Annotated in this window: 25 protein-coding genes; 14 read left to right on the plus strand and 11 right to left on the minus strand. The window is 46.6% G+C overall.

What is annotated here, in order from left to right; genetic code table 11:
- Positions 1-17 precede the first annotated feature (17 nt).
- Both EBR25_02960 and EBR25_02965 read left to right on the plus strand, forming a co-directional pair.
- Positions 18-1,232 (plus strand): hypothetical protein, encoded by a 1,215-nt coding sequence (locus tag EBR25_02960; GenBank protein ID NBW39943.1) that lies wholly within the window; start codon positions 18-20, stop codon positions 1,230-1,232.
- 47 nt (positions 1,233-1,279) lie between these two features.
- Positions 1,280-2,227 carry a hypothetical protein gene (locus tag EBR25_02965; GenBank protein ID NBW39944.1) on the plus strand — a complete coding sequence of 316 codons (948 nt, stop codon included), beginning with the start codon at positions 1,280-1,282 and terminating at the stop codon, positions 2,225-2,227.
- Between the two features lie 9 nt (positions 2,228-2,236).
- On the opposite strand, the gene EBR25_02970 is transcribed toward EBR25_02965, so the two are convergent.
- On the minus strand, positions 2,237-2,635 hold the full coding sequence (locus tag EBR25_02970; protein ID NBW39945.1) for a DNA-binding response regulator: 399 nt from the start codon (positions 2,633-2,635) through the stop codon (positions 2,237-2,239).
- A gap of 226 nt (positions 2,636-2,861) precedes the next feature.
- Here EBR25_02970 and lexA point away from each other — a divergent pair, with 226 nt between their 5' ends.
- A complete protein-coding gene (gene lexA, locus EBR25_02975) occupies positions 2,862-3,635 on the plus strand; it encodes a transcriptional repressor LexA (GenBank protein ID NBW39946.1) in 774 nt (257 codons plus the stop codon).
- 167 nt (positions 3,636-3,802) lie between these two features.
- Entirely contained in the window at positions 3,803-4,912 is a 1,110-nt protein-coding gene (gene recA / locus EBR25_02980) for a recombinase RecA (protein ID NBW39947.1), read from the plus strand.
- Positions 4,913-5,059: 147 nt separating this feature from the next.
- Here the strand turns inward: recA and EBR25_02985 are convergent, their stop codons facing one another.
- Positions 5,060-6,262 carry an aminotransferase class I/II-fold pyridoxal phosphate-dependent enzyme gene (locus EBR25_02985; GenBank protein ID NBW39948.1) on the minus strand — a complete coding sequence of 401 codons (1,203 nt, stop codon included), beginning with the start codon at positions 6,260-6,262 and terminating at the stop codon, positions 5,060-5,062.
- 30 nt (positions 6,263-6,292) lie between these two features.
- Here EBR25_02985 and EBR25_02990 point away from each other — a divergent pair, with 30 nt between their 5' ends.
- Both EBR25_02990 and EBR25_02995 read left to right on the plus strand, forming a co-directional pair.
- Complete coding sequence (locus tag EBR25_02990) at positions 6,293-7,021, plus strand: methyltransferase domain-containing protein (GenBank protein NBW39949.1); 729 nt, start codon at positions 6,293-6,295, stop codon at positions 7,019-7,021.
- A gap of 130 nt (positions 7,022-7,151) precedes the next feature.
- Positions 7,152-8,141, plus strand: a complete 990-nt coding sequence (locus EBR25_02995; protein ID NBW39950.1) for a hypothetical protein — start codon at positions 7,152-7,154, stop codon at positions 8,139-8,141.
- A 7-nt stretch (positions 8,142-8,148) separates the two neighbouring features.
- On the opposite strand, the gene EBR25_03000 is transcribed toward EBR25_02995, so the two are convergent.
- From EBR25_03000 to EBR25_03015, 4 genes are read right to left on the minus strand one after another with little or no spacing between them, the layout of a single operon-like run.
- On the minus strand, positions 8,149-9,660 hold the full coding sequence (locus EBR25_03000; GenBank protein NBW39951.1) for a C4-dicarboxylate ABC transporter permease: 1,512 nt from the start codon (positions 9,658-9,660) through the stop codon (positions 8,149-8,151).
- On the minus strand, positions 9,654-10,103 hold the full coding sequence (locus EBR25_03005; protein NBW39952.1) for a hypothetical protein: 450 nt from the start codon (positions 10,101-10,103) through the stop codon (positions 9,654-9,656). The genes EBR25_03000 and EBR25_03005 overlap by 7 nt, the downstream gene beginning before the upstream one ends.
- A gap of 42 nt (positions 10,104-10,145) precedes the next feature.
- On the minus strand, positions 10,146-11,177 hold the full coding sequence (locus EBR25_03010; GenBank protein ID NBW39953.1) for a tripartite tricarboxylate transporter substrate binding protein: 1,032 nt from the start codon (positions 11,175-11,177) through the stop codon (positions 10,146-10,148).
- Positions 11,158-12,348, minus strand: a complete 1,191-nt coding sequence (locus EBR25_03015) for an isovaleryl-CoA dehydrogenase (protein ID NBW39954.1) — start codon at positions 12,346-12,348, stop codon at positions 11,158-11,160. Before EBR25_03015 ends, EBR25_03010 begins: the two co-directional genes overlap by 20 nt.
- Positions 12,349-12,504: 156 nt before the next feature.
- Here EBR25_03015 and EBR25_03020 point away from each other — a divergent pair, with 156 nt between their 5' ends.
- On the plus strand, positions 12,505-13,017 hold the full coding sequence (locus EBR25_03020; GenBank protein ID NBW39955.1) for a response regulator: 513 nt from the start codon (positions 12,505-12,507) through the stop codon (positions 13,015-13,017).
- Between the two features lie 272 nt (positions 13,018-13,289).
- Here the strand turns inward: EBR25_03020 and EBR25_03025 are convergent, their stop codons facing one another.
- Positions 13,290-13,505 (minus strand): hypothetical protein, encoded by a 216-nt coding sequence (locus EBR25_03025; protein ID NBW39956.1) that lies wholly within the window; start codon positions 13,503-13,505, stop codon positions 13,290-13,292.
- Positions 13,506-13,524: 19 nt separating this feature from the next.
- On the minus strand, positions 13,525-13,731 hold the full coding sequence (locus EBR25_03030; protein ID NBW39957.1) for a hypothetical protein: 207 nt from the start codon (positions 13,729-13,731) through the stop codon (positions 13,525-13,527).
- Between EBR25_03030 and EBR25_03035 the strand changes: the two genes are divergently transcribed.
- The 5 genes from EBR25_03035 (at position 13,730) to bioA (ending at position 19,173) form a co-directional block, all read left to right on the plus strand.
- Positions 13,730-14,935 (plus strand): hypothetical protein, encoded by a 1,206-nt coding sequence (locus tag EBR25_03035; protein NBW39958.1) that lies wholly within the window; start codon positions 13,730-13,732, stop codon positions 14,933-14,935. The two genes, EBR25_03030 and EBR25_03035, sit on opposite strands and share 2 nt — an antisense overlap.
- Positions 14,936-15,035: 100 nt before the next feature.
- Positions 15,036-16,037: a biotin synthase BioB gene (gene bioB / locus EBR25_03040; protein ID NBW39959.1), complete on the plus strand. Its 1,002-nt coding sequence runs from the start codon at positions 15,036-15,038 to the stop codon at positions 16,035-16,037.
- Positions 16,027-17,211, plus strand: a complete 1,185-nt coding sequence (locus tag EBR25_03045; protein NBW39960.1) for a pyridoxal phosphate-dependent aminotransferase family protein — start codon at positions 16,027-16,029, stop codon at positions 17,209-17,211. The genes bioB and EBR25_03045 overlap by 11 nt, the downstream gene beginning before the upstream one ends.
- On the plus strand, positions 17,208-17,837 hold the full coding sequence (gene bioD, locus EBR25_03050) for a dethiobiotin synthase (protein ID NBW39961.1): 630 nt from the start codon (positions 17,208-17,210) through the stop codon (positions 17,835-17,837). Before EBR25_03045 ends, bioD begins: the two co-directional genes overlap by 4 nt.
- 22 nt (positions 17,838-17,859) lie before the next feature.
- Positions 17,860-19,173, plus strand: a complete 1,314-nt coding sequence (gene bioA, locus EBR25_03055; GenBank protein NBW39962.1) for an adenosylmethionine--8-amino-7-oxononanoate transaminase — start codon at positions 17,860-17,862, stop codon at positions 19,171-19,173.
- A gap of 64 nt (positions 19,174-19,237) precedes the next feature.
- On the opposite strand, the gene EBR25_03060 is transcribed toward bioA, so the two are convergent.
- Both EBR25_03060 and EBR25_03065 read right to left on the minus strand, forming a co-directional pair.
- Positions 19,238-19,891, minus strand: coding sequence for a DNA-3-methyladenine glycosylase 2 family protein (locus EBR25_03060; GenBank protein NBW39963.1), 654 nt, complete (start codon positions 19,889-19,891; stop codon positions 19,238-19,240).
- Positions 19,892-20,077: 186 nt separating this feature from the next.
- Positions 20,078-20,626 (minus strand): hypothetical protein, encoded by a 549-nt coding sequence (locus EBR25_03065; protein NBW39964.1) that lies wholly within the window; start codon positions 20,624-20,626, stop codon positions 20,078-20,080.
- Between the two features lie 217 nt (positions 20,627-20,843).
- On the opposite strand from EBR25_03065, the gene EBR25_03070 reads away from it, so the two are divergent.
- On the plus strand, positions 20,844-22,340 hold the full coding sequence (locus EBR25_03070; GenBank protein NBW39965.1) for an HDOD domain-containing protein: 1,497 nt from the start codon (positions 20,844-20,846) through the stop codon (positions 22,338-22,340).
- A 165-nt stretch (positions 22,341-22,505) separates the two neighbouring features.
- On the opposite strand, the gene EBR25_03075 is transcribed toward EBR25_03070, so the two are convergent.
- Positions 22,506-22,622 (minus strand): 30S ribosomal protein THX, encoded by a 117-nt coding sequence (locus tag EBR25_03075; protein NBW39966.1) that lies wholly within the window; start codon positions 22,620-22,622, stop codon positions 22,506-22,508.
- 80 nt (positions 22,623-22,702) lie between these two features.
- Between EBR25_03075 and apaG the strand changes: the two genes are divergently transcribed.
- Positions 22,703-23,236: a Co2+/Mg2+ efflux protein ApaG gene (gene apaG, locus EBR25_03080; protein NBW39967.1), complete on the plus strand. Its 534-nt coding sequence runs from the start codon at positions 22,703-22,705 to the stop codon at positions 23,234-23,236.
- Positions 23,237-23,304 lie beyond the last annotated feature (68 nt).

Below are 23,304 nucleotides of genomic sequence, written 5' to 3' on the forward strand. Positions count from 1 at the left end.
GAAAGGAGGCGAAAACCATGAAAACTGCAGTTGCACACGACACGAACCATGCCGGTACCCCCAACCTCATATCCGCCAATCACACGTCCACTGAGACCGAAGGGTTAACCTACGCTCGAGCCCGTCTCCTTATTGGTATTACCTGCGTCGGGTGGATGGTAGTGGCTAGCTGCCTCGCGCTCATCACTGGACTTCCATTCATGACGCTTTCAGGCGTAGGTGCCTCCGTAGAGAGGGTGTTCGTTGAACTTTTTCTCTTTTTCGGCGTTGTAAGCTTCTTCCTCTTTCCCTTCGAATTTGCTGGTGGCTATCTTCTTCCTCTCGCTTATCGCAGAGTACCATCCGATTTGATTCAATTTCTCAAAAGACTCGGAAGAGCAAGCCTCTTCCATGTCCTGCTCTACGCATTGTTCGGCACTTCCATTATCGTAACTGCGAGAGCTGTTGGTCCTTTAGGAGCTTTCGTACTCTTTCCTGTCTTCGGATTCTTACAGCTCGCTCTTCAGGGAGCACTCTTTTCGCTTTTCACTCCCAGTCAGAAAAGAGGGTCCGCACAATCTCGACATGACTTTGTTCCCGTTGAATTCATAAGCGACCCGGGAGAATCATTTACTGGTGGGATTATCGGATTACCGGGGAATGAGAAAATTGTTATTCCAGAGCGATGGATTGCGACCCTGAGCGAGCAAGAGCTCAGTGTCATGATTGCTCGAAGGAGAATTGCGATTCTCTCGGGGGCTCGCATCAAAGGAATTATGGCAAGTATGCTCTGGATGATAGGGGGTATAGCAATCAGCCTTGTTCCCCATGAAAGCTCACTGCTCACGGTCTCAGGCGTTGCCACTATGAGCCTGTGGTTTACTCTCTGGAGTTTCGTGGGACTCCTTCTCTTACCGAGCCTGAGCCGAGCTGGAGTATATTTTGTAGACGACAAAAGCGCAGAGAGTGAGAAGCAGGACACTGCACTACAGACGGCCCTCGTGAAAGCTGATCAGTTAGGAGATGCGGAGTATGAGCGGAGTCGAATGGTTGAATCCGTCTTTCATCCGATCCCGAGTCCGATACGGCGCATTCAAGCCTTGACTGGACAAGCGATGAGTCGTCGACTACCAACATGGAACGTCAATCGGCTCACGCTTTTCCTCTCATGGAGCGGTTTAAGCCTGCTTTCTCGCTCAGTACATTGCAACTGTGGAAGACCTCATCTCTGGATACTCCTGCCAGTCGATTAGAGAAAACTCTATAAGGCGGCGGTGAGAGCAGGCTACGCCAGTTATGATTGATTCTCTCCTCTCTTCTTTGCAATACTGCGCATATCATGGCTGATACCACCGATAAAAAAAGCATTACAATTGTTGGAGCAGGGAATATGGGGAAAGCGCTCGCTGCTTCTCTCTTTTCTTCCTCGACTCGAGATATCCCTATTGAGCTGAATCTGATCGACCCAATGTTTAGAGCGGTTCCAGATGTTGGAGATCAATGTATCTCCTCCCTAAAAGACACACTAGCCGCTGCTGCTACCGATCCAGAAAGTACGATAGCCAGCTACTCTTCTGTCGAAGACTTTGTCACACACAACGTCAGTAACAAGTCTGATATAGTTGTCATCGCTGTCAAGCCGCAGCTTGCTGCAGAAGTTCTGCCTACTCTTTCCCCCATAACTGATAAAGAGAGTACGGTCATATCATTAATGGCAGGTGTTGCCTGTGCTCGGATTGATCAACTCCTTCATGCGCCGAGATTAGCAATTATTAGAGCCATGCCGAATCTTGCAGTCCAGTATGGTGGTGGAATAACGACCATCTTCTTCACGGGTGAGACGCCATCTAAAAGCGTACAAGAGGCTCGCTGGCTGCTTGGTCTCGGTGGGAGAATAATTGTAGCGTCTGAAGAAAGACTTGTTGATGCTGCAACTGCCATCTCTGGCTCTGGACCAGGATTTTTGTTTCACCTTCTCGAAGGCGCATTCCAAGAAATATGCGCTCTTGGATTTACGGCTGCTCAAGGCAAAGAGCTGATTCATGAAACATTAAAAGGCTCAGCTCTTCTCTATGAAAATGCAGAAATCTCGCTTCCTGAGCTTGAAGCACAGGTGACATCACCCCAAGGGACGACGGCTGCTGGAGTAGAGATACTGAAAAGAGACACTGCACAAGCTACTATCCAAGAATGTCTCAGACGAGCAATGCAGCGTAGCATCGAGCTTGGAAAAGAGCATAAGGATTAACCGACACAATTAATGTACATGTAATGTATCAGTCGATAGCTCGGCTAACCTCATCAATGTATTTTCTACCTCGTCTGGATCAGCCGTTTTTGCGATGTAATCTGCTGCTCCCCATTCACGCACAGTCACGTCTAACTCTGTAGAACACCCCTCACTCATCACGACGATAGGTAAACTGCTGCAAGAAACCTCCTTCACGAACTCTAGAGTATTGATGCAAGAAAGATGTGCATCTACCATGACAACGTGTGCCCCGCCTGCCGCAATCTGATGAACGGCTTCACTTGCTGTCGCCACATGAGTGACAAGAACCTCGTAATACTCATTCCAAATATCAGAGGAATCCTTCAATAGCTCTGAATACCCAGGACTATCATCAACTATTAATAGCCGTATCTGCTTTCGCATAGAAACTCAGGATGTCTAAAAATCGTTAGGGAACACACTGTTGCAACTATCGGACGTCTCTCGGGAAAGGTTTAGAGTAGAGCTGTACAAGTCCTCCCTGGGGCTAACCAATAGTCTTTGGTGAAATTATTTATGAAAACCCCTTGCGCTTCTAGTTATTTTCGATATACCAATAGTATAGTTATTTGGGGTTCCAACAGGCTACCACACAGACCCACTACAACGTATGAGAGCTGGGCATCTTGAGAGTGAATTTATGAAGAATAGAAAGAATGCCACAAAACAGAGTCAGAGTGCCGTAAAAGCGAAATCAAGTGGCTCTAGGGCTGCTGAGGGCTCTAGGGCTGCTGAGGGCTCTAGGGCTGCTGAGGGCTCTAGTTCTGACACGTTCAAAAGCAGCACCCTTGCCCCTGTACAACGACAAACTCTTGAATTTCTGAGAAATTTTCTCGCCGAGAATGGATACGGTCCAACCCTCAAGGATATCGCCCACCACATAGGAGTCAAATCACTCTCTACTGCACACTTTCACCTGGAGCGATTGGAGAATAAGGGATTCATCCGCCGAGGGGATGACGGCATGATTGAACTTATTGATATTTCTACTCCTCAACTCGCTCCGACCTCAGTTCCACTTGTCGGAACGATTGCAGCTGGGTTACCGATAGAAGCAATTGAAAATACAACGATGGTAGAAATTCCAGCCAGTATGATTGATAGCCGTGGAGAAGTTTACTGTTTGGAGGTAAGCGGTGACTCAATGATCGATGCTCATATTTGTGACGGAGACTTAGTAGTTATCAAAAAACAAGAATATGCAGAGAATGGTCAGATAGTAGTTGCCTTACTAGAAGATGGTTCTGCAACACTTAAAACGTATCGACGGCTCAAGAGTGGAAAAGTAATGCTGATTCCAGCCAACGCGTCGATGAATCCAATGACGCTCGATGATGTTGCCGTACAGGGACGCCTGATCGGAGTGATTCGAGAACTTCACTAACATTAATCAGTTAGATTATCATCCACTGTAGGCTTATTACTCGTCATGACCCCAAGTATCAAAAGGAAAGTGAAGGAACCATCCACAGCGTACACTGCGATTATTTAAAGATATCAAAGAGACGACTTCCATGAGCGGAGTCCTCTCACATCGAGAAGGAAAGTAAAATGCCAAAAACAAACAATAACAACGACAAAGACAAGGGCCTTGAAGCAGCTCTGGGCCAACTGGAAAAAAAGTATGGTAAAGGCGCCATCATGAACCTCGCAAGTGACGCCATCGAGGAGCTCGAGTCTATACCTACTGGGAGCCTCGGACTGGATATTGCTCTCGGTGCCGGCGGACTTCCAAAAGGTCGGATCTGTGAAGTCTATGGGCCAGAATCATCAGGGAAGACGACTCTCGCACTCCATCTCGCCGCCGAATGTCAACGGCAGGGAGGCACCGTTGTATTTATAGACGCTGAACATGCCCTCGATGTCTCTTATGCTCGAAAACTAGGTGTCGATACAAGCAAGCTTTTAGTTAGCCAACCTGACTGCGGGGAACAGGCACTTGAAATCTGTGAAGCCCTTATTAGTTCAGGGTCTGTAGACCTCGTTGTAATCGATTCCGTAGCGGCTCTTGTGCCTAGAGCAGAGATAGATGGCGAAATGACTGATCAGCAAATGGGTCTTCATGCCAGGCTTATGAGTAAAGGTCTCCGCAAACTTACTGGACTCACTGCCAAGTCCAATGCCACCATCCTCTTCATTAATCAGATAAGAATGAAAATCGGTGTCATGTTTGGCTCACCAGAAACCACAACAGGAGGAAATGCCTTAAAGTTTTATTCCTCCGTTCGATTAGACATTCGACGAATCGGCGCTATTAAAGATAACGCTGAAGTCACTGGAAACCGAACAAGAGTGAAGGTTGTAAAGAATAAGATTGCTCCACCATTTAGAGAAGCTGAATTTGATATCATCTTCAATGAAGGTATTAGTCAAAATGGAGAGCTCCTTGATCTTGGTTCTCAACATGGCATCGTTGATAAAGCCGGAGCGTGGTACTCGTATAAAGGAGAAAGGCTAGGTCAAGGAAGAGAAGGCGCAAAGCTTTTTCTAAAAGAAAATCCAGAGGTAGCAACAGAAATTCGCGGTTTGATTCTCAGCACTCTTGGAATCACTGGTGGCGCCGAAACTGAAGAGGTGGCAACTGAAGCGAATAGTGAATCGAAAAAAGAGAAGAAAGCACCAAAGCTTCAAGAGGTATCAAAGGCAGCAGCTTCGGCTTAAGCTAAAGGAACTCTCATATCCAGAGAAGGCACCGCAGGGCATATTTTGAAAGAACCAACTCCCTGCAGTGCCTTCTCCGCTAATAATTAAGCACCTTTCTCACGCACAGGAGTCAGCATGACTTTCGCTAACTGCATTCCCTGGCAGCTACGAATACGCGTTGTAAACTGCAAGACCCCCTTGAAGAACCGATATCGCTCTGCGTAGTGAAGATTCCTCCAAGACAAACGCAAGCCGAATTTCCGACCTCCCCTTTCCAGGCAAAGCATAAAAGCCCTGCGCGGGCGCAACAAACAACGTCTGCCCATCTTGCTCGTATTCTTGTAGGAGAAACCGTGCGAAATGTTCTGCATCCTCAACAGGGAGCTTCGCAAGCAGATAGAATGCTCCCTGAGCTCTCGAGCAGAATACTCCCTCGATATTCTCAAGCGCATGGATCATGCAATCCCTGCGGTTTTCATAGGTCTTCCGGGCATCATGAAGATAGCTCGCCGGCACTTCTTTCAGCATGTGAATAGCAGCTAACTGCTCTATCGTCGGAGCAGAGAGTCGAGCCTGTGCAAGATATAGAATTTTCTCGCGTAGGTCTGGTGAAGGAATATACAGCGCTCCTATTCTCGCTCCACATAGACTAAATCGCTTTGAAAGACTATCGAGCACCACCAGATGAGGATCATCGCTCGCTAATGAAATACCTGAACTTGGCTCCCGTCCATCAAATACAAGCTCCCGATAGGTCTCATCGAGAATGAGAAACAGATTATGCCGACGGCATAACTCAAGAAGTCTAGTGAGCTCACTCGTGTCATAGAGAACCCCCGTTGGGTTGTTTGGATTGCAAAGAAGAATCGCCCGTGTACGCGACGTTAAGTGTTTTGTAATGATTGCATCATCAGGAATTGCAAACTCTTCCTCAAAACTGCTCTCTAGCGATATAAGTCGAACTCCAGTCTGAGCAGCGAAGCCAAGATAGTTCGCATAAGTAGGGTCGAATGTCAGAACCTCATCTCCAGGATCGCAGCAAGCAGTAAATAAAAAAACTAAACCCTCACTTGCTCCCATGGTAATTAAATAACGCTCTGGGGAAGTATCCACGTCTAAAATGGTATTGACCCACCTCGCCCACTCTGCCCGAAGTTCGTAAAGCCCCTCTGATGGTGCATAAGAAATATGTGAACTGGCAAATCGCGCAACCCCGTCAGAAAAAGCCTGAGGACAGCGCACATCGGGCTGACCAATATTGAGATAAAATGGGGTAACTCCTTTTTGCTCAGCAGCACTCGCCAAATAACTCAGCCGACGAATAGGCGATGGTGGGGTATTACATGACCGCAAAGAAATGTGTACCATATCTCAACCTTACGAACGTTATACTAAAATATGACTCACCGAGAGCACCGAACATCTTCACGACACGTAACATCGAAGCAAACGTTTGCCTCTCGAGATGTGGAACGCATCTTGAGCAGGTACTCAGTCGGCTTTCGAAAGCCAATTCCCCTTCATACCACAAACTCGTTTCACACAGCGCTTGCAGCCTATGAAAGCAGTGGGAAGTCTTCTCTGATTTTAGATGCAGGTTGCGGGACAGGAGTCAGCACAGAATTTTTAGCCCGCACATTTCCAAAAAGCTTCGTCCTTGGGGTTGATAAGTCAGCGAAAAGACTCGAACAAGGGGCTAATAGTCGGAATCTGACGGAAGAAATTCCAAGAGATGGCGGCTCGTCTATTCCCTCAAATTTTGCGATCTTTCGAGCCGAACTAATGGCATTTTTGCAACTCGCCTATGAATATCAACTTCATTTTGATTCGATATTTTTCCTCTATCCCAATCCATGGCCCAAAAAATCTCATATGAAACGGAGAGTTCACCTATGGCCTGTAGCGCCTCTCTTTCCAAAATTGACGGCTCAGATCGTATGTCGGACGAATTGGCCAACGTTTGCTATAGAGTTTGCGCGGTCCATGCGAATTCTTGGCTTTTCTGAGATTTATGTCGAAAGAAATTATTCAGTAGACATTCCTCTGAGTCTTTTCGAGAAAAAATACGTAGAAAGCGGACATAAAATTACTAATGTAAAGGGATACCGAATACCTAATACTCCTTAATGCGCCCAATACTCCAGATTTTCTGCTTTTCAGCCGACCTTTCCTTTCAGAGAGCTAACTTATTGGTACCGTGGCGATTCCCTTCCTAGGAGAAGCCTCCTCCAGTAGGAGAAGCGTCAAGATTACTCCCGTGCGAGTACCACTTCGTAGCGAGACCATCATGAGCTATCCCACTCCCTCCCCTGAATCAAACTTTACTCACTCAGTCCTCAATGCACTCCGAGCCGCAATGAATGGAGAAGATACGAGGCTACTGACCCGAACTCTTCTGAAATTGCCTGCGGAAACTGCGGTAAGTATAGAGAATACAACTAGACATCTCCCCTATATCGAGGAATTACTCAGCGGGTTTCAACAAGAAGAAACTATCATTATCTGCTTTGATGAAACTGATTCTTTGATTCGAGACCTGTATGAAGGTCAAATAAACTTATTGCAATCAAAAGCTCGTCATGCAAAACGGCTACTAACCGTTCTCGCCCATCGATCTGAGGGATTCGAGCAGGCCGCTCGCGAATTGGCTGCATTCTATGTAAGCCACTTTCGAGCGAGAGAAAGCTATATCAACGGATTACTTTACTATGCAGATAGTTTTGGTCTCAAAGAAATGTATGAGCACTGGCACTCACACCTGGTCGGAACGCTTGATCTGATTGAAGATTCTAAAGAACTCCTGGTCGAGGTTTCAGACATTGAGGAGTTTTCAGCGTATCTTCTCCAGCGCATATATGACTCATGCGTTCTGATTCCTGCTAGCCTTCAGTGCCAGGCACACGATATGCGTCACATCCTCTCACTCAACAAGGATCACTTCTCATTTGATGATGCGAATCTCTTTTCTGAGGAGGAGAAAAGTGAATGGATTCAGCTAGGCCTTAATGCAGAACAAGCGGGTTATTGGAGAGCATATGATATCTCTCCCCTAGAGTTTTCTGACTGGATCTCTTTAGGATTCTTCGAGGCACGCATAGCTGGAGCATGGAAAGCTCGTGGTTTTGACCCAGAAGCAGCTCACTTATGGGCAATACAAGGATTCGATGCGTCAGAGGCGTTTCTCTGTCGATATGGGGGGATTACGTCTCCTGAAGAAGCAGAAAGAATGCGGAGTGAACTTCACTAAATATTCATCAATTTCCACTACACTGCACCGCTTTAGAACGATTCATCCGGGAACGAGTAAAGGGCGTAATAAGGCACAAAAGTGATAATGTCAAAAGCCCTAAGGCAAGTGGCTTCGTGAAGAAAAACTCTATACCTCCCATTAAAATCGAACGGCGAAAGTTTGTTTCAAGAAGCGATCCTAATACGAGTCCTAAAATAATTGGAGCAGCAGGTATCCCTTGACGCTTTGCGAGCCAGCCTAATCCTCCTGCAATCAGGCATACCCAACAATCAATCATCGCATTCCGAATGGTGAAACTACCGGTCATCGCAAGGCATAAAATAATGGGATAGAGAACCTTTGGAGAGATGCGAGTAACAGCAACAAAAAGTGTATTTCCATACATACCGCATAAAAATATCATGACATTCGCTAATAACACTGCGATAAAAATTCCATATACTAATCGTGGCTCTGTGGTCATTAACTCAGGTCCGACAGCCAGACCATGAAGAGCAAGTGCTCCCAACAAGACAGCATCCGTAGCACTTCCTGGAATTCCCAAAGAAACAAGGGGCACCAAAGCACCGCCTACTGAACTACTATTTGCTGCCTCACTCGCTATTACTCCGGTCAGTGCACCGTCTCCATATTCCTCTTTATCCTTGGCATAAGTCGCTGCCTGACCATAGGCGAGAAATGAAGCAACGGCACTCCCTGCACCAGGAATGACACCGATGAAAGTGCCCATAACTGAAGACTGAAAAAGGGGGCGGAGGATCAGCCGCCTGTTATCCCAGATAGATCTTACCTGTGATACCACTCGCTCAAGCCGTGCCGGAGCGGCTAGGACCAATTGATTTTCTTCAATTCTGGAGAAAATTTCCCCTAAAGCAAAGAAACCGATCATTACTGGTATGAAAGATACCCCATCGTATAACTCAATCAGTCCAAACGTCATTCGCTCCTGGCCAGTAATTGGATCCGTTCCAATTGTGCTCAATAAAAGTCCAAATGAAAGTGCGATGAAAGCCTTGCTCATTGAACCCTTATGAAATCCAATAACGGTGCAAAGCCCGAGGAGAGCGAGTGCAAAATATTCTGCCGGACCAAACATAAGCCCCACCTTGGCTATCGGTGCCGTAAAGAGAAGCAACACAATTCCACCTATTAACCCCCCTAAAGCAGAAGAGAATACTGCATAAGAGAGCGCTTTATCTGCCAGCCCTTTCTTGGTTAAAACATATCCATCCATGGCAGTAACGACCGATGACGGGGTTCCAGGGGCATTAAGAAGGATTGCTGTTATCGAGCCACCATAATTACTCGCCTGATACACTGCGACGAAAAACACGAAGGCTACTTCTGGCTCCATACGAAAGCTCAACGGGACTAAGAGCGCTACTCCCATAGAAGGACTTAAGCCAGGTGTCGCTCCGATAAGAATCCCGAGGAAGACTCCTAACAAAACAAATAGAAATCCAGAGAGCGAAAAAACAACGTCGATACCACCAATGAGACCTGATACGTCTACCATAACTGATACATACCCTCGGGCAACGGAACTCGCAGTAGAAGCTTAAAAACCACCTCTAACGTAAAGAGCCATCCAGTAATTGCAGCAAGATAATACCACCATGAACGCTCTCCCAGTGCAAAAAGACCTAAAAAGAGCAGCCATAGTGATGCCACCACAAAGCCAACATACGCCGTAATGCATAACGTTATGGTCACGCCAATCAGTAGCAGCACCACACTCTTGGCTCCTGTAGAATCGCGAATCATGACCATATTTTTTTGGGGGTTATTCATCGCTCCTCGAAACATGGCTATGACCATCGCGAATCCCATAAGAAGCGGCATCATCAGCGCACTCGCAACACCCGCTGTGTCATGCCTCAGCACCTCAACCACTGGGAAAAGCGCAAATGCGAAGAGACTGGCCCACAAAATACAGGAAGCGACTGGTATTTTCTTCAATCCGCATTCTCCTTGTGAAGTCTTTTTAGAACATCCACTGTTTTATCCTCTTGGAAGCGTATTAAGGAGTTTAGCATCCCTTTCTATTTGCAGGGCTACCAAATCATCAAAAGGCTTCCCACTCTCAAAAATCACCTCGGCTCCTGATTGCTCGATAAAATTCCGCCATACGACAGACTCTGTTGATTTCTTAATGAGACCTAATATCTGCTCACGGATACTATTGGGGGTATCATGATGAATGGCTAAGCCTCTCCATAAACTTGAACCCGTTAGCTCTCCTACTCCGCTTTCCTCAAACGTTACTGCCGCTGGAAATTGTGGAAGACGCTTTGGGGAAGCGACCGCTAAAATCTGAAGATCATTCCTTCCCATAACATCTTGAGGATTGCCGACATAAACATCTGCATGTCCTCCGAGAAGAGCCCCAATTGCCTCCCCACCACTCTTGTATGGAATCCATGTGCCACGTGAACCGATAGCATTCCAAAATCGTACCGCAAATAAATGGTCAGTTCCGCCAATAGCTGGCCCTACCCACAAGACTCGTGATTCAGGCTCTCTCATCACATTTTTCAGATCGTCTAGCTTCAGGTACCTTCCCTGACGCTTCACAATCAAACACTCGTAGTCATCAACGAGCCTGACGAGCATGGCGAGCTTATGTAACTGTTGCGTCCTCTTACTCTGGACAGCCTTAGAGATCACAGAGCTGGTAAGAGCAAAGATCGTATGGCCATCGGCTGGCTGACGGAGCACATACTGAATCGCAACCAATCCCCCCGCTCCGCTTTTATTCTCCACAATAACTGGAGTGCTGATTCCTTCACTTTCTAAACTCTCTTCTATAATTTGGGCTAGTTTTCGAATTGTTACATCAATCAATCCTCCTGGGTTCGTATAAACGACGAAACGTATTGGTTTCGTCGGATATTGTTCCGCTTGCCCAAGATGAGGAAGTACAAAAAAGAGCATCGCCACAAAAATGAACGTCGACGCCTTTCGATGCGTTTTGAAATAATGGGATTTGCGCTCGGTATTCTCTCGCATGAAATCAAAATCTAGCGTTATCAATTGGAGTAGAATCTCGACACAGATCCTTCGTAATATTCTTTTGATGCGCCTCCAGTGTGCCTCCGCCAATCTCTAGCAACTTCGCATCTCTCCATAACCTCTCAACGACATACTCTCCGACATATCCATAACCACCAAGCACTTGAATCGCTCGATCTGCAATTCGCTTTCCCACTGGCGCTGCAAAGAGCTTTACTCCATCCGAATCAAGTCGTGCACCCGAAGCATTGAGATCCAGTGTTCGGGCTACCTGGTAAACATACGAACGCGCTGCCTGAAATTCTGCAAAACTATCGCCGATATACTGCTGGATTTGACCGAATTGACTGATTTCTTTGCCAAATGCTTTTCGTTCAGACGCATAGCGAACCATAACCTGCAATGCTCTTCGAGCAATGCCGAGACTCATTGCCGCCAGCCCTAATCGTTCTATTTCAAGATTCCGCATCATGTGCAACAACGCTTCTCCTTCATTCCCAACGAGGGCATCTGAAGCGAGCTGGCAATCATCAAAGCAGAGTTCTGCGGTATTTGAAGCTCGCATTCCTAGCTTCTCAGTAATACGCTGCCCAACCGAAAAGCCTTTCAGGCCACCTTCAACAATGAAGCTTGATAGAGCGATTCTACCTTGCTGATCTTCACCCGTTTTCGCGTACACAAAGAGAACATCACAAGGAGTCTTCTGCTGATCGATAACACCATTTGTGATCCACATTTTCCGTCCATTCAGAACGTAACCATCCTCAGAACGCTGCGCTAACGTTCGCATACCAAGAACGTCGGTGCCTGCTTCTGGCTCCGACATGGCCATCGCACCAATCCATTCACCAGAACACAATTTCGGAAGATACTTCTTTTTTTGCTCAGCACTTCCATTGATTCCAATATTATTCACGCAGAGCAACGAGTGCGCGAGAAAGGCGAGACACAATCCAGGGTCTGAAGCGGATAATTCCTCATGTGCCATAACAATGGAGAGTGGGCTCAAGCCCGAACCACCAAACTCTTCATCTACAGACGCTCCAAGCAGCCCGATATCTCCGAGCTTACGAAAGAGTTCAATATTGAAGCTCTCTTTCATATCCGCATTTTGCGCCTGAGGCTCTACTTCTCGCTTCACAAACTCACGAACGGTTTCCTGAAGCATGCGCTCTTCTTCTGAAAACATCATAACTCTCGACTCCAGTTCATTCGGACCAAATGCTAGCATGAAGCATGATAACCGTCGAGAAACTAGGAAATCCTAGTAGACATTTTGCCATAGACCGCGCCCAGAACTTAAGTGTCCAAGATTATCTTCCGACTCTACCTCTCAGGAGCAGTCACAATGAGGGTACTGATAGTAGAAGATGACCCTACTACGGGGCATCTGATGAAATATGTCGTAGGTCGACATGCGGAGTACGACCATGCCGTTGATGGTGAAGAAGCGTTCGATAAGTTCTGCGATGCATTTGAAGCCAACGAGCCATTCGATCTCGTCTTTCTTGACCTCATGCTTCCCGTTGCTGATGGGCAAGAGGTTCTTCAAGCGATTCGTGCATACGAGGAACAAAATGGCATCATTCAGACTGAGGGAGTTCCGGTGGTTATCACCTCTGCCCTAGAAGACAATTCAGAGGTGTACCAAGCCATGGCTGCTGGGGCGATTGACTATCTGATGAAGCCCGTAAAAACCGAGAAATTGATTGAACTCCTGCAACGAGTTGAGCGGAGTGTAGTCTCAAAGCCCCCAGGTGAAACTCTAGCAAGTCCTTCCACAAATGAATTCACGATGAGCGGAGAAAAACCCAAAACAAAAACACCCGGTGCCCCAACAGAGGGCTATGAAGAGTTTTGAATATCCCCTGAACCCTAGTTAAAAAGGGCTAGAACTTAGACCTCGCCTGACTGAAAAACTCAGAGTAGACAACGCCCTCTGTCTGAAGGGGAGTCCGATACCGTGGGATGGTCGATTCAGAACGCCCGCACGCATTTAAAGCACAACACGATGCTTAACAATACCACTGGCAATGTTCGTTCTGATACAGTCCGAAGACCGAAATGGTGCAGGGGGGACTTTCGGTTCCCCCCCACCAAAGTACCTACCCACTCAAGGGCAGGGCAAGCTTACTAAGCAGCTTCCTGTGCTGAGTAAGGAGCTTGGAAATCGCGATCCATTACTGTCTTTCGACCATCCTTACGAGCATTTTCGATAGCCTCGTTGCAAAGCGTCTGAACAATCTCTGTTAAACGAGCTGGAACGTTTCCAGACGTATTCATACCAGCTGCATCCTTGATGTAGTTCTTTAGCTTCGAAACTACTACTAGTACTTCCTTATCACTCATGGGTTTGCCTCCGTGATTCTCAATTTAGGTGGTAGAGAATTACCTGACACTGAAAGAGAAAGAAATAGGCTTGGCCTAAATAGCTGAAATCACGGGCATGATAATTATCTTTTTCGGCTCTTCTGCGATAAAATGGCACCTCATCCGCCTCCGAACCCCAAGAACCAACAAAGAAGGAGGTGGTATTCGAAAGTCCTGCCAATCGTGCTACACGTTGGAGGATCATGAAAAAGGACCTCATCGCAATCTATTCAGCTGAAGGCGTATCTGCTGGGCACTCCCCAGATGGTAATTTACTGCATCATCTTCAAAGCGGAAAACCACAACTCAGTGAGCTTATTGAAGAGCAAGGAGTGGTCTACAAAGCTGCACAGGTAAATGAATCACTCAATAGTGAGATGCAAGAATGGGCAAGTCATTCGAAACTCCGCTTACGGGCGGACCGGGTTGCACAACTCGGAGCATTCGCTACCCATAAAACCATAAGAAACTTCCATGATTCACTTCAGCATATTCCTAACATCTCTCTGTTGGTGGGCAGCTCACGTGGCCCGACCTCCAGCTTGGAATCAGCAATGAAGAACTTCCTCTCCAACGGAAGAGTATCTGCGCTTACTTCTCCAACAACGACACTTGGAGCGCTGGTCTCATGCATTAGTGGAGAGAATATCGTACCGATGAAATCTTTCGGACTCTCTGCAACGTGTACTTCTGGTCTAGCTGCCATCATTCAGGGAGCTGCTCTTTTGAACTCTGGTCAAGTGGATGTTTGTATCGCAGTGGGAACAGAAGCCCCTTTGACCCCCTTTACTCACGCTGCTTTACGGGCTGCTAATGTGCTTACTTCCAATTGGAATCAACCCTTTCCATGCATGCCGCTGAGCACAAATTACCCAGAAAACAGTGGCATGATGCTCGGAGAAGGCGCTGCTTCATTCCTCTTAGCAAAAAACGATCAGCCACATTTTAGTACTCAACCTCTGGCGATTATCAGTGGATTTGCAACTGCTATTGAAACTACGCCCTCCCCCACTGGTATCACTCTCGAGGGTCAAGGACTGCAGCAGTCGATGAAAGAAGCGATGAATATGAGCGGGGGAATTATTCCAGACGTTATTCTGTGTCACGCACCTGGGACTATCACGGGCGATACTGCGGAAGTAAACGCTATTGAGAAAACGTTTCATCAAGAGACTCTACCTGCAATTTATTCCCCCAAATGGCTGCTTGGTCATACGCTCGGAGCCTCGGGTTCACTCTCGCTACTCCTTGGACTTGAACTCCTAAGAAGCGAAGAGCTCCCTATTTTGCCCTATGATTCACCACATAATAAGAGAATTATGGCTAAGTCTGGGAGGATCAGGAATATAATGATAAATTCAAGCGGATTCGGAGGGTTCAATACCTCTATCATGATCTCGAAGTATTGACGTTACGAGGCAGGTAGTGATGGGGTAATAGACATCGCGTATTCTCAGGAGAGCATTTATGAGCATTCAATCAGGAACAGGAGAACGAGATAACAATTGCATGAGTGCGAATGGCGAACAGAGCAAAGAGCTTATTCGGCATGATTGGACTCGCGATGAAATTCAAGCACTATATGATACTCCATTTCTAGAACTCGTATACCAAGCTGCTTCCATTCACAGACAGTTTCATAATCCTGGCGAGGTTCAGGTCTGCTCCCTACTCTCTATTAAGACCGGGGGCTGCCCTGAAGATTGTGGATACTGCTCTCAGTCGGTGCACCATGAGACTGCTGTTGAGGTTCAGCCACTCCTTGAAGTAGATGAAGTCATCGAGGCAGCTACTCGAGCAAAAAAAGCTGGAGCAACTCGATTTTGCATGGGTGCTGCTTGGCGAGAAGTGCGGGATAACAGAGCTTTTGATCGGGTGCTTGAAATGGTTCGCGTTGTCCACGATATGGATCTTGAAGTTTGTTGTACACTTGGAATGCTCACCGAAGAGCAAGCTGTTAAACTCAAAGCTGCTGGTCTCCATGCATATAACCACAACATTGATACCTCGCCTGAGAATTATGGTTCTGTTTGTTCTACAAGAACGATTGAAGACCGCCTCAATACGCTGGAAGCTGCGCGAAGCGCAGGATTGACCGTATGTTGTGGTGGCATCCTAGGTCTTGGAGAGAGTAATCAGGATCGAGTGGGAATGCTTCATACCCTCGCGACTCTCCCGACCCACCCTGAATCAGTACCGGTCAATACTCTCGTAAAGATAGAAGGCACGCCGTTTGCGGGGAACCCTGATGTTAGCGTCTGGGACTTCATCAGAACTATCGCTGTAGCGCGAATTACTATGCCGCAGGCGATGGTGAGGCTAGCAGCAGGAAGACTTTCGCTCTCTGCTGAAGCGCAATCCCTAGCGTTTCTTGCTGGAGCGAATTCTATATTTGCTGGTGAAAAACTCCTCACCACTCCGAATCCTGACTTTGATGAAGATATGAATTTTTTGAATCATCTGGGTCTCACTGCAAAAGAGCCGGACTGCACCCCAAGTCATGATTGCTAAGCTCCTCTCGAAAGAACTGGAAAACCGAGAGTCAAGAAACGAACTTCGGAAGTTGAGAATACTTCCTTCGCACCATGTGGACTTTTGCTCAAATGACTACCTTGGGCTCATACGCTCAGGTGATCTTGAACGCTCCATTCAAGAGGCAATTACCACTGCCTGTCCAACAAGTAGTCGGTTGGCTGGCGCCGGCAGTTCGAGGCTTATCGCTGGAAACAATCAGCACGTCCAAGCATTTGAAGAATGGCTCTCTACTTTCTACGGAGGCGAAGCCGCGCTTATTTTCACCTCTGGCTACAACGCAAACCTCGGATTGATTTCCGCTCTGGGTACTCTTAACGATTTAGTCTTTCTGTATGACGAACAGATTCATGCATCCATGAGAGATGGATTTCGGCTCAGTCGCGCAAAATCACATCACTTTCAACATAATGACTTGGATCACCTAGAAAATCTCCTACAACGTCAAAAAAAAGAGGTAATTGTTTTCGCTGAAGCTGTATATTCGATGGAAGGAGATAGAGCACCTTTAGTTGACATGGTTGAACTTATCGAACGGTATGGAGCAAAGCTTATTGTCGATGAGGCTCACGCTGTTGGGCTTTACGGAGCTTCAGGAGAAGGACTTGTTCAGTCCCTAGGACTTAGTGACCGAGTATTTGCTCGAGTCTGTGGTTGGGGAAAAGCGCATGGCTCTCAAGGAGCCGTCATTATTGCGGAACAACAAACAAAGGAATTTCTTATTAACTTCTCTAGACCGTTTATTTATTCAACTGGCATATCTCATCTTATGCTTATCGCAGCTGAGTGCTCTTACAGGATTGTTCAAAGGGCGCGCACCGAGAGAGCCAAGATGAAACGCCTGATTGACGAATGGAACACACATCCGTCGAACGACCTCATTACTATTTCAAACAATGCTACTCCCATTCAGATACTACAACCGACCCAACCAAGAGCTGAAGCGACAGCTCTCATCCACAAGCTCAGCTCTATCCTACTCGCTCACAAAATGAATGTAGTTCCCATCTACTCACCAACTGTCTCAAGAGGGAGTGAACGTATTCGAATATCACTTCACGCCTTTAATTCTCCCGCGGAAGTGCGTACTCTATTACAACTGGTGGACAACATTGCAATGAGTACAGATATAATAGCAGAAGGAAGCGCATGAAAATTGCAGATCAAAAGCGGATCTATATCGTCGGAAACAATACCGGGGTTGGAAAGACTATTGTAAGCGCGATTCTTACCGAAGCCTTTCAAGCTGATTATTGGAAGCCAATACAGGCCGGAGACCTTGAGCACTCGGATTCGAATATTGTCTCTCGACTGGTGAGCAACGATAAATCAAAAATCCATCCCGAGGCATACCTCCTCCAAGAGCCAATTTCTCCACACGCGGCGGCCGAACGAGAAGGAATAGAAATTAAGATTGAATCTATTGTAGCGCCTGAGACCTCCAGACAGCTGATTATCGAAAGTGCTGGTGGTATTCTCAGTCCCATTAATAGAAAGAAGACGATGCGAGACCTTGCGGTTCACCTCAAGTCACCAGCTCTGATTGTATCACGCCACTATCTGGGTTCTATCAATCACACACTCCTTACGATCGAAGCGCTGAAAGACAGGCAAATTCCGATTCTCGGGGTGATATTCGTCGGAGATCCTGAGCCAGAAAGTGAGACGGTCATCGTTGGGATGGGAAGAGCAAAAATGTTGGGGCGGGTAAGCTGGGAAGATGGATTTTCGCCGAGTCTTGTTTCTCAGTATGCACGGCTTCTGAAAGAGGTTCTCTAACGTGAAGCGAGAGCCCATTGAAATGCACCTCCGCAGGTCTCTGATTCAACGAGATGAAGATGTTCTCTGGCATCCCTTTTCCCACCATTCTTTAGAGCCTGCTCGGATGGCGATCAAACGTGGTGAGGGTACATGGCTTGTCACAGAGGATGGAAGACATCTGCTTGATGCCGTTAGCTCCTGGTGGGTGAACCTACATGGTCACAGTAATCGGTATATTGCGGAAGCCATTGCTGAGCAGGCTAACAAGCTAGAGCACTGTATTTTTGCCGGTTTTACGCATGAGCCAGCCATTGAGCTCTCTGAGTTAGTGCTTGAAGCTCTTCCACCAAACCAAAAGAAGATCTTTTTCTCGGATAACGGCTCAACTGCTGTTGAAGTTGCTCTAAAAATGGCTATTCAAGCTGATCTCATACGGACTAAGGGTGAATCAAAGCGAAAAACAATAATTGCTCTTGAAGGCGGCTACCATGGGGATACCTTTGGTGCGATGTCAGTAAGCGGACGCGGAGCCTTTACCGCTCCGTTTTTTGATTATCTCTTCGACGTTAAACATCTCCCCATACCAACCGTTGAGAACTGCTCGCAGCTCTGTCATGCACTGGAAGCATACTGCAAAGATGGCTCAGTCTTAGCATTTATTTATGAGCCTCTCGTCCAAGGAGCAGGCGGAATGAATATCTATCGAGCTGAAGAACTCAATACTTTGCTTTCCATTGCAAAGCGCTATGGAGTCATATGCGTTGCTGATGAAGTCATGACTGGCTTCGGGCGAACTGAGGCTCTATTTGCTAGCTCATTGCTTGAAATTCAGCCTGACATTATGTGCCTCTCAAAGGGGATTACAGGAGGCTTCCTACCCCTTGGAGCTACAAGTTGTACCCAGGAGATTTATGAATCATTTGAACATCCAGACCGTCAAACATTCTTTTTTCATGGACATTCATATGCGGGAAATCCATTGGCATGCGCTGCTGGGATAGCGAGCATAAAACTTCTACAATCCTCTCACTGCACCCAACAGAGAGCGAGTATTATGAAGAGTCATCAGCAAGCGATTGAGTCTTTCAGGAATGCTCCAGGGATTGGGGGAGTCCGTTCGCAAGGAACCATCTTTGCGCTCGATATCGAAACGGCTCAGGCGACAAACTATCAAAATCCTCTACGAGACCGCCTCTACTCGTTTTTTCTCGAAAGGGGACTCCTTATCCGTCCTCTCGGCAATGTACTCTACTTAATGCCACCTTATTGCATCACTCCGAACGAACTCACTCTATGTTATGATGCTCTCCTCGATGCTGGAAGGCACTTCTCTTCCGATAACTCTACTTACTGATACACGTAAGACTTTCGTTCAGAGTAAAATTCAAAAGAGCCTTGATAGGACTCTTGATTGATAGCTAATACTCCACCGGAAATGGATCTAAACTTCGCCACAGATACCATGTCGCTACCGTTCGCCAAGGACGCCACCGTTCGCCATATTCAAGGGCATCGGAGGGCATAATGCGTGATTGATCTGGCAGATAGTGTCGCTCTATTGCACGTAATAATCCGATATCTTGCACCGGGAATATATCAGGCCTTTGAAGTTGAAAAATAAGAAACATCTCTGCTGTCCACTGCCCAATTCCCTTTACAGCAGTGAGATTCTGAATAAGTTCCTGATCATCAAGCGAACGAAACGTTTGAGGTCGTAGCAGTCCACTATCAAAGTGCTCTGCTAAATCCTTTATGTAGCCGATCTTCTGTCGAGAAAGTCCACTATCTCGTAATGTTTGCTGGTCAATAGAAAGTACTGTTGACGGAGTGATACTCCTTGCCAGAGCAGATTCAAACCGTTTCCACACAGCAGCTGCTGCTTTCACCGAGATTTGCTGCCCGATGATTGCTCGAAGAAGGGTTTGAAAAGCAGTTCCCTTCGAGCGTAGGGTTACATCAGGGTACGCAGTAATCAGGTCTGCGAGTATCGGATCTTCACGCCGTAATTCTCTACACGCCCTCTCCCAGTAAGAAGGCACGCTCTTCTTTCTTGCTGCTCGTTGATACCCCATGCTCTTTTAATCATAGGGGTGGGAACACCTATGGGGCAACAGATTCGGAGAGAAATAATCGCTTATAAAATTAATGTACACTTGGGGAAGCGAACTCTCGATGCTTTCTCACTGAATCGATCGCCGCTTCCTGAAAAGAAAAATTTTAGTCTATGGCAAACCGCTTCTGATCTGACCTAATCCGCTCTAGTTTCTCACTGTTATGGTGAATTCTTCAGATCTACCAGCATCTCTACCAGCGAGGTTGTCACCTTCTATGCCTAATGGTCCAGAATACGAGTGGGGACCAGATGGTCCAGGCGAATCGCCAGCTTCTCCAACAACTCTATCTTTTTCTTTATTTCCAAACTGGTTTGGTTCGCTCCCAGCTTGTAATGTCATTGAACCATCTCGATGATAAATAACTGTAGTAGAGACGGAATCCGCTGAGAGTGCGCCAGAAAGATCCTCTGATACAGCTTCTTCTGGTACAGTGTTCTTTATAACCACGCCATCACTGGCAAGTACGGTATCATCACGATATTGTTGCAGGTCGGTTCCTGAAAAGTCGGTTCCTGGAAAGGAGGCCGAAGAGAGGTCTGCTGCTGTGTTTTTTGCTTCTCTGTTTTCTGCCGCTGTGTTTGTTTTTTGTCCTGTTTTGTCACTATAATCAATGGTCATAACTACCTCTCTGACAATGGAAAGATGTTCGTTCTTTCTATCTACCAGTAAGATGCAGAGCCGATCCTTAAGCAATCAAAACACCCTCTATCTTGGAACTCGACATAAAAATAGTAATAAATTCAGCTAGAAACTGCGTTCTAGACTAACTGTTCTACAACGCTATTTGTAACGGTTCTGGTACAAATAGCGTAAAGAGCCTTTCGCAGCTCTTGCTCTGTGAATCCAGCTTCATCTTTTCCCTTAAAATGCCGACCTTTATTTAGAGAACGCTAAAATTATAGGACTTCATATGCCCATTCGGAGAAGCACCAGAACGAGAGTCAAAAAGATACGCCTCTCTAACCCTGGCAAGCTGAAACCCTTTGCAAAGGGCGTACTCGCTCATCTCGAGCATGGCTGGGTTCCTGTTCATCCCACACTTCTCAAAGGCATCCAACTTAATATTTCAAACGGTCATTACTCGAACCATCCAGGGGTTCTCATTGAGGATGTACAAAAAGATCCTGGCCTTTTCTTCACTATCGTAAAGAGGCTCCGTCCTTTTTCAAGTATTGAGCAAAGTGGTTTTGAACCGCTTCTTCTTCTCTCACAACTTGAGCAAGCCCAACTTGAAGAAGTATTCCTGTTTAAGCCTGGCAGTGCCTCAATTCATCGATTTGGCGAAACCTCACAAAGTCAAAGCCTTATGTGGAAACTCTGTATGAGCTCCTCAAAGGCTGCTCATCGGATTGCCCAACACCTTGGCTTATCTCCATCTATTGCCTATACAGGGACTCTCTTTCGCCAGTTCGGTCTTTATCTCCTCTGTTGGAACTATGCAAAGCTTTTTTCTCAAGCGCTTGCCCGTCACCGTAACAACGGAGTCGACTTTGACCAAGAGATAACGACTTATTTTCAGATGCCTCATCATCAAATAGCAGCGCGATTCGCGCGCCAGTACGAACTGAATCGCGAAGTGAAACAGGCTTTGATTATTAGAAAGGATCACGACTACGACACTCCAGAGGAACGTGAGGCATATGCCCCTCGGATGAATGACGTTTGTCAAATTGCAGAGCTGTTCTCTCGAGCATACTACTATGCCTCCTTTCCAGATGCTGAAGCACTTTGGGATTCTAAATACAAACTGATCGCTTCCCATTTTCCGAGCGATTTTTTTGATTCACTTCAGGAAGAGATAGCAATATTTGACGATTTCGAATCCGAAGCAACGGACTTTGGGGACTTAAAGCTGGCAGAGCACGATCGCTCAGATAGAGAGACAGCTAAGAGCTTTATTCCGCCATCGAATCCACATCTGGCACGATGTCCAGAACATGTTCAGCGTGCCTTCATTGAAGTTCACCGAGAACTCGAAAGGTCTGAAACGGCTCTGTATGCAATCAAAGCCCTTCTCGAAAAAGGGATTCCCGAAACTGGAATCTCACGAGGATGTCTTTTTATCGAAATCGACGGGACGGTGAGGCCCGCTTTACGTTTTGGTGAAGTCTCCCTTCCAGAGTACAGCAAACTTATCAAAAATCCCCGAATGGGAATCTTCGAGACAATCCCCCAAAAAGGCCCGTTCATAAGGGAAGTTAGAGGAGTAACCGGAGAGTCGGTAATCCAAGTTCGAGGTGGAATGGATGATAAGGAAATAAAGGGGGTTCTTTACTTAGAAATAGATAAAGAAAAACGAAAGGTAGATGCTGATCCAAAACTTTCATTTCGAATCATTCGAGCGAGCATCGCTGAGTGCCTAAAACATCTCGACCAAGATGACCTCTGGCGTATCAGCTTCTACTAACAGGGAATCCTAATAGAAATACATGCTCTCAATTTCAAACAGAGGACGAGCGAACTCCACATCGGAGTTCAGATATAGGCTGGGTGAGTAACCCACCTGGTGCACAAAGAGCACTATCCCTCTTACTCAAAAGATGAACAGTATGAGGAGAACACTGCTCACTTGTTATTCAGAAGCTTTTTTTGCTTTCTCTGCTCTGACCTTTGCCGGCTTTGGACGAGATTTACCATAACTGCCGCGCTTCGTTTTTCCCTTTTTCGATCTCAGATCACCTCTACCCACAGTACCTCCTTTCTATACATGATGGTTCAGTGTTATGGTATGTAACGTACCTGATCTACAAACAAAGGCAAGGCTAAGCCATGAAAGATGTAAGAACGGAGAAAACAGGCGTCGAGAAGCGAGAGCAGGAGGATGCCATCCAACAGAAACAGGATATCAAAGGGCAGGCTCTCCGTGATGATGAGAGCTATGAAGAAGACAATTACGATGAGCATATCGGAGAAGATGATGACTCATTGGCACCTGAAATCATCATCTCTGTCAGCACAGACTTTTTACCGGACCAGAGTGAGACAACAAAAGCACTCTTTGCATTCTCTTACACAATCCGAATCGTCAATGAAGGAAAAGTAACCGCTCAGCTTTTGAATCGTCACTGGAGAGTCTTTTCTGGTGGACGCCAGATTGCTGATGTCAAAGGCGAGGGGGTAGTTGGAGAACAGCCGATCCTTCAACCAGGTGAAGCTTTTGAGTATGAAAGTGGCACGTTGATCCACGATCCAATTGGTGCGATGGATGGAACATTCACATTCGTTGACGAATTCGGTGTTTTCTTTGACGTCAACATACCAGAATTTTCCTTGATACATTTAGATGATCTGACAGTACATTAGCGGGACAGTACATTAGCAGGACAGTACATTAGCAAGACAGTACACGAGCAGGACACTACTCGGGTAAG

The sequence above is a fragment of the bacterium genome, assembly GCA_009926305.1.
Lineage (GTDB): Bacteria > Bdellovibrionota_C > UBA2361 > UBA2361 > RFPC01 > RFPC01.

Bases quoted from the DNA above. Each gene is read 5' to 3' on its own strand.
- EBR25_02960 (NBW39943.1), top strand. From the start codon at position 18: ATGAAAACTGCAGTTGCACACGACACGAACCATGCCGGTACCCCCAAC.
- EBR25_02970 (NBW39945.1), bottom strand. From the start codon at position 2,635: ATGCGAAAGCAGATACGGCTATTAATAGTTGATGATAGTCCTGGGTAT.
- lexA (NBW39946.1), top strand. From the start codon at position 2,862: ATGAGAGCTGGGCATCTTGAGAGTGAATTTATGAAGAATAGAAAGAAT.
- recA (NBW39947.1), top strand. From the start codon at position 3,803: ATGCCAAAAACAAACAATAACAACGACAAAGACAAGGGCCTTGAAGCA.
- EBR25_02985 (NBW39948.1), bottom strand. From the start codon at position 6,262: ATGGTACACATTTCTTTGCGGTCATGTAATACCCCACCATCGCCTATT.
- EBR25_02990 (NBW39949.1), top strand. From the start codon at position 6,293: ATGACTCACCGAGAGCACCGAACATCTTCACGACACGTAACATCGAAG.
- EBR25_03000 (NBW39951.1), bottom strand. From the start codon at position 9,660: ATGGTAGACGTATCAGGTCTCATTGGTGGTATCGACGTTGTTTTTTCG.
- EBR25_03015 (NBW39954.1), bottom strand. From the start codon at position 12,348: ATGATGTTTTCAGAAGAAGAGCGCATGCTTCAGGAAACCGTTCGTGAG.
- EBR25_03020 (NBW39955.1), top strand. From the start codon at position 12,505: ATGAGGGTACTGATAGTAGAAGATGACCCTACTACGGGGCATCTGATG.
- EBR25_03025 (NBW39956.1), bottom strand. From the start codon at position 13,505: ATGAGTGATAAGGAAGTACTAGTAGTAGTTTCGAAGCTAAAGAACTAC.
- EBR25_03035 (NBW39958.1), top strand. From the start codon at position 13,730: ATGAAAAAGGACCTCATCGCAATCTATTCAGCTGAAGGCGTATCTGCT.
- EBR25_03030 (NBW39957.1), bottom strand. From the start codon at position 13,731: ATGATCCTCCAACGTGTAGCACGATTGGCAGGACTTTCGAATACCACC.
- bioB (NBW39959.1), top strand. From the start codon at position 15,036: ATGAGTGCGAATGGCGAACAGAGCAAAGAGCTTATTCGGCATGATTGG.
- EBR25_03045 (NBW39960.1), top strand. From the start codon at position 16,027: ATGATTGCTAAGCTCCTCTCGAAAGAACTGGAAAACCGAGAGTCAAGA.
- bioD (NBW39961.1), top strand. From the start codon at position 17,208: ATGAAAATTGCAGATCAAAAGCGGATCTATATCGTCGGAAACAATACC.
- bioA (NBW39962.1), top strand. From the start codon at position 17,860: ATGCACCTCCGCAGGTCTCTGATTCAACGAGATGAAGATGTTCTCTGG.
- EBR25_03060 (NBW39963.1), bottom strand. From the start codon at position 19,891: ATGGGGTATCAACGAGCAGCAAGAAAGAAGAGCGTGCCTTCTTACTGG.
- EBR25_03070 (NBW39965.1), top strand. From the start codon at position 20,844: ATGCCCATTCGGAGAAGCACCAGAACGAGAGTCAAAAAGATACGCCTC.
- apaG (NBW39967.1), top strand. From the start codon at position 22,703: ATGAAAGATGTAAGAACGGAGAAAACAGGCGTCGAGAAGCGAGAGCAG.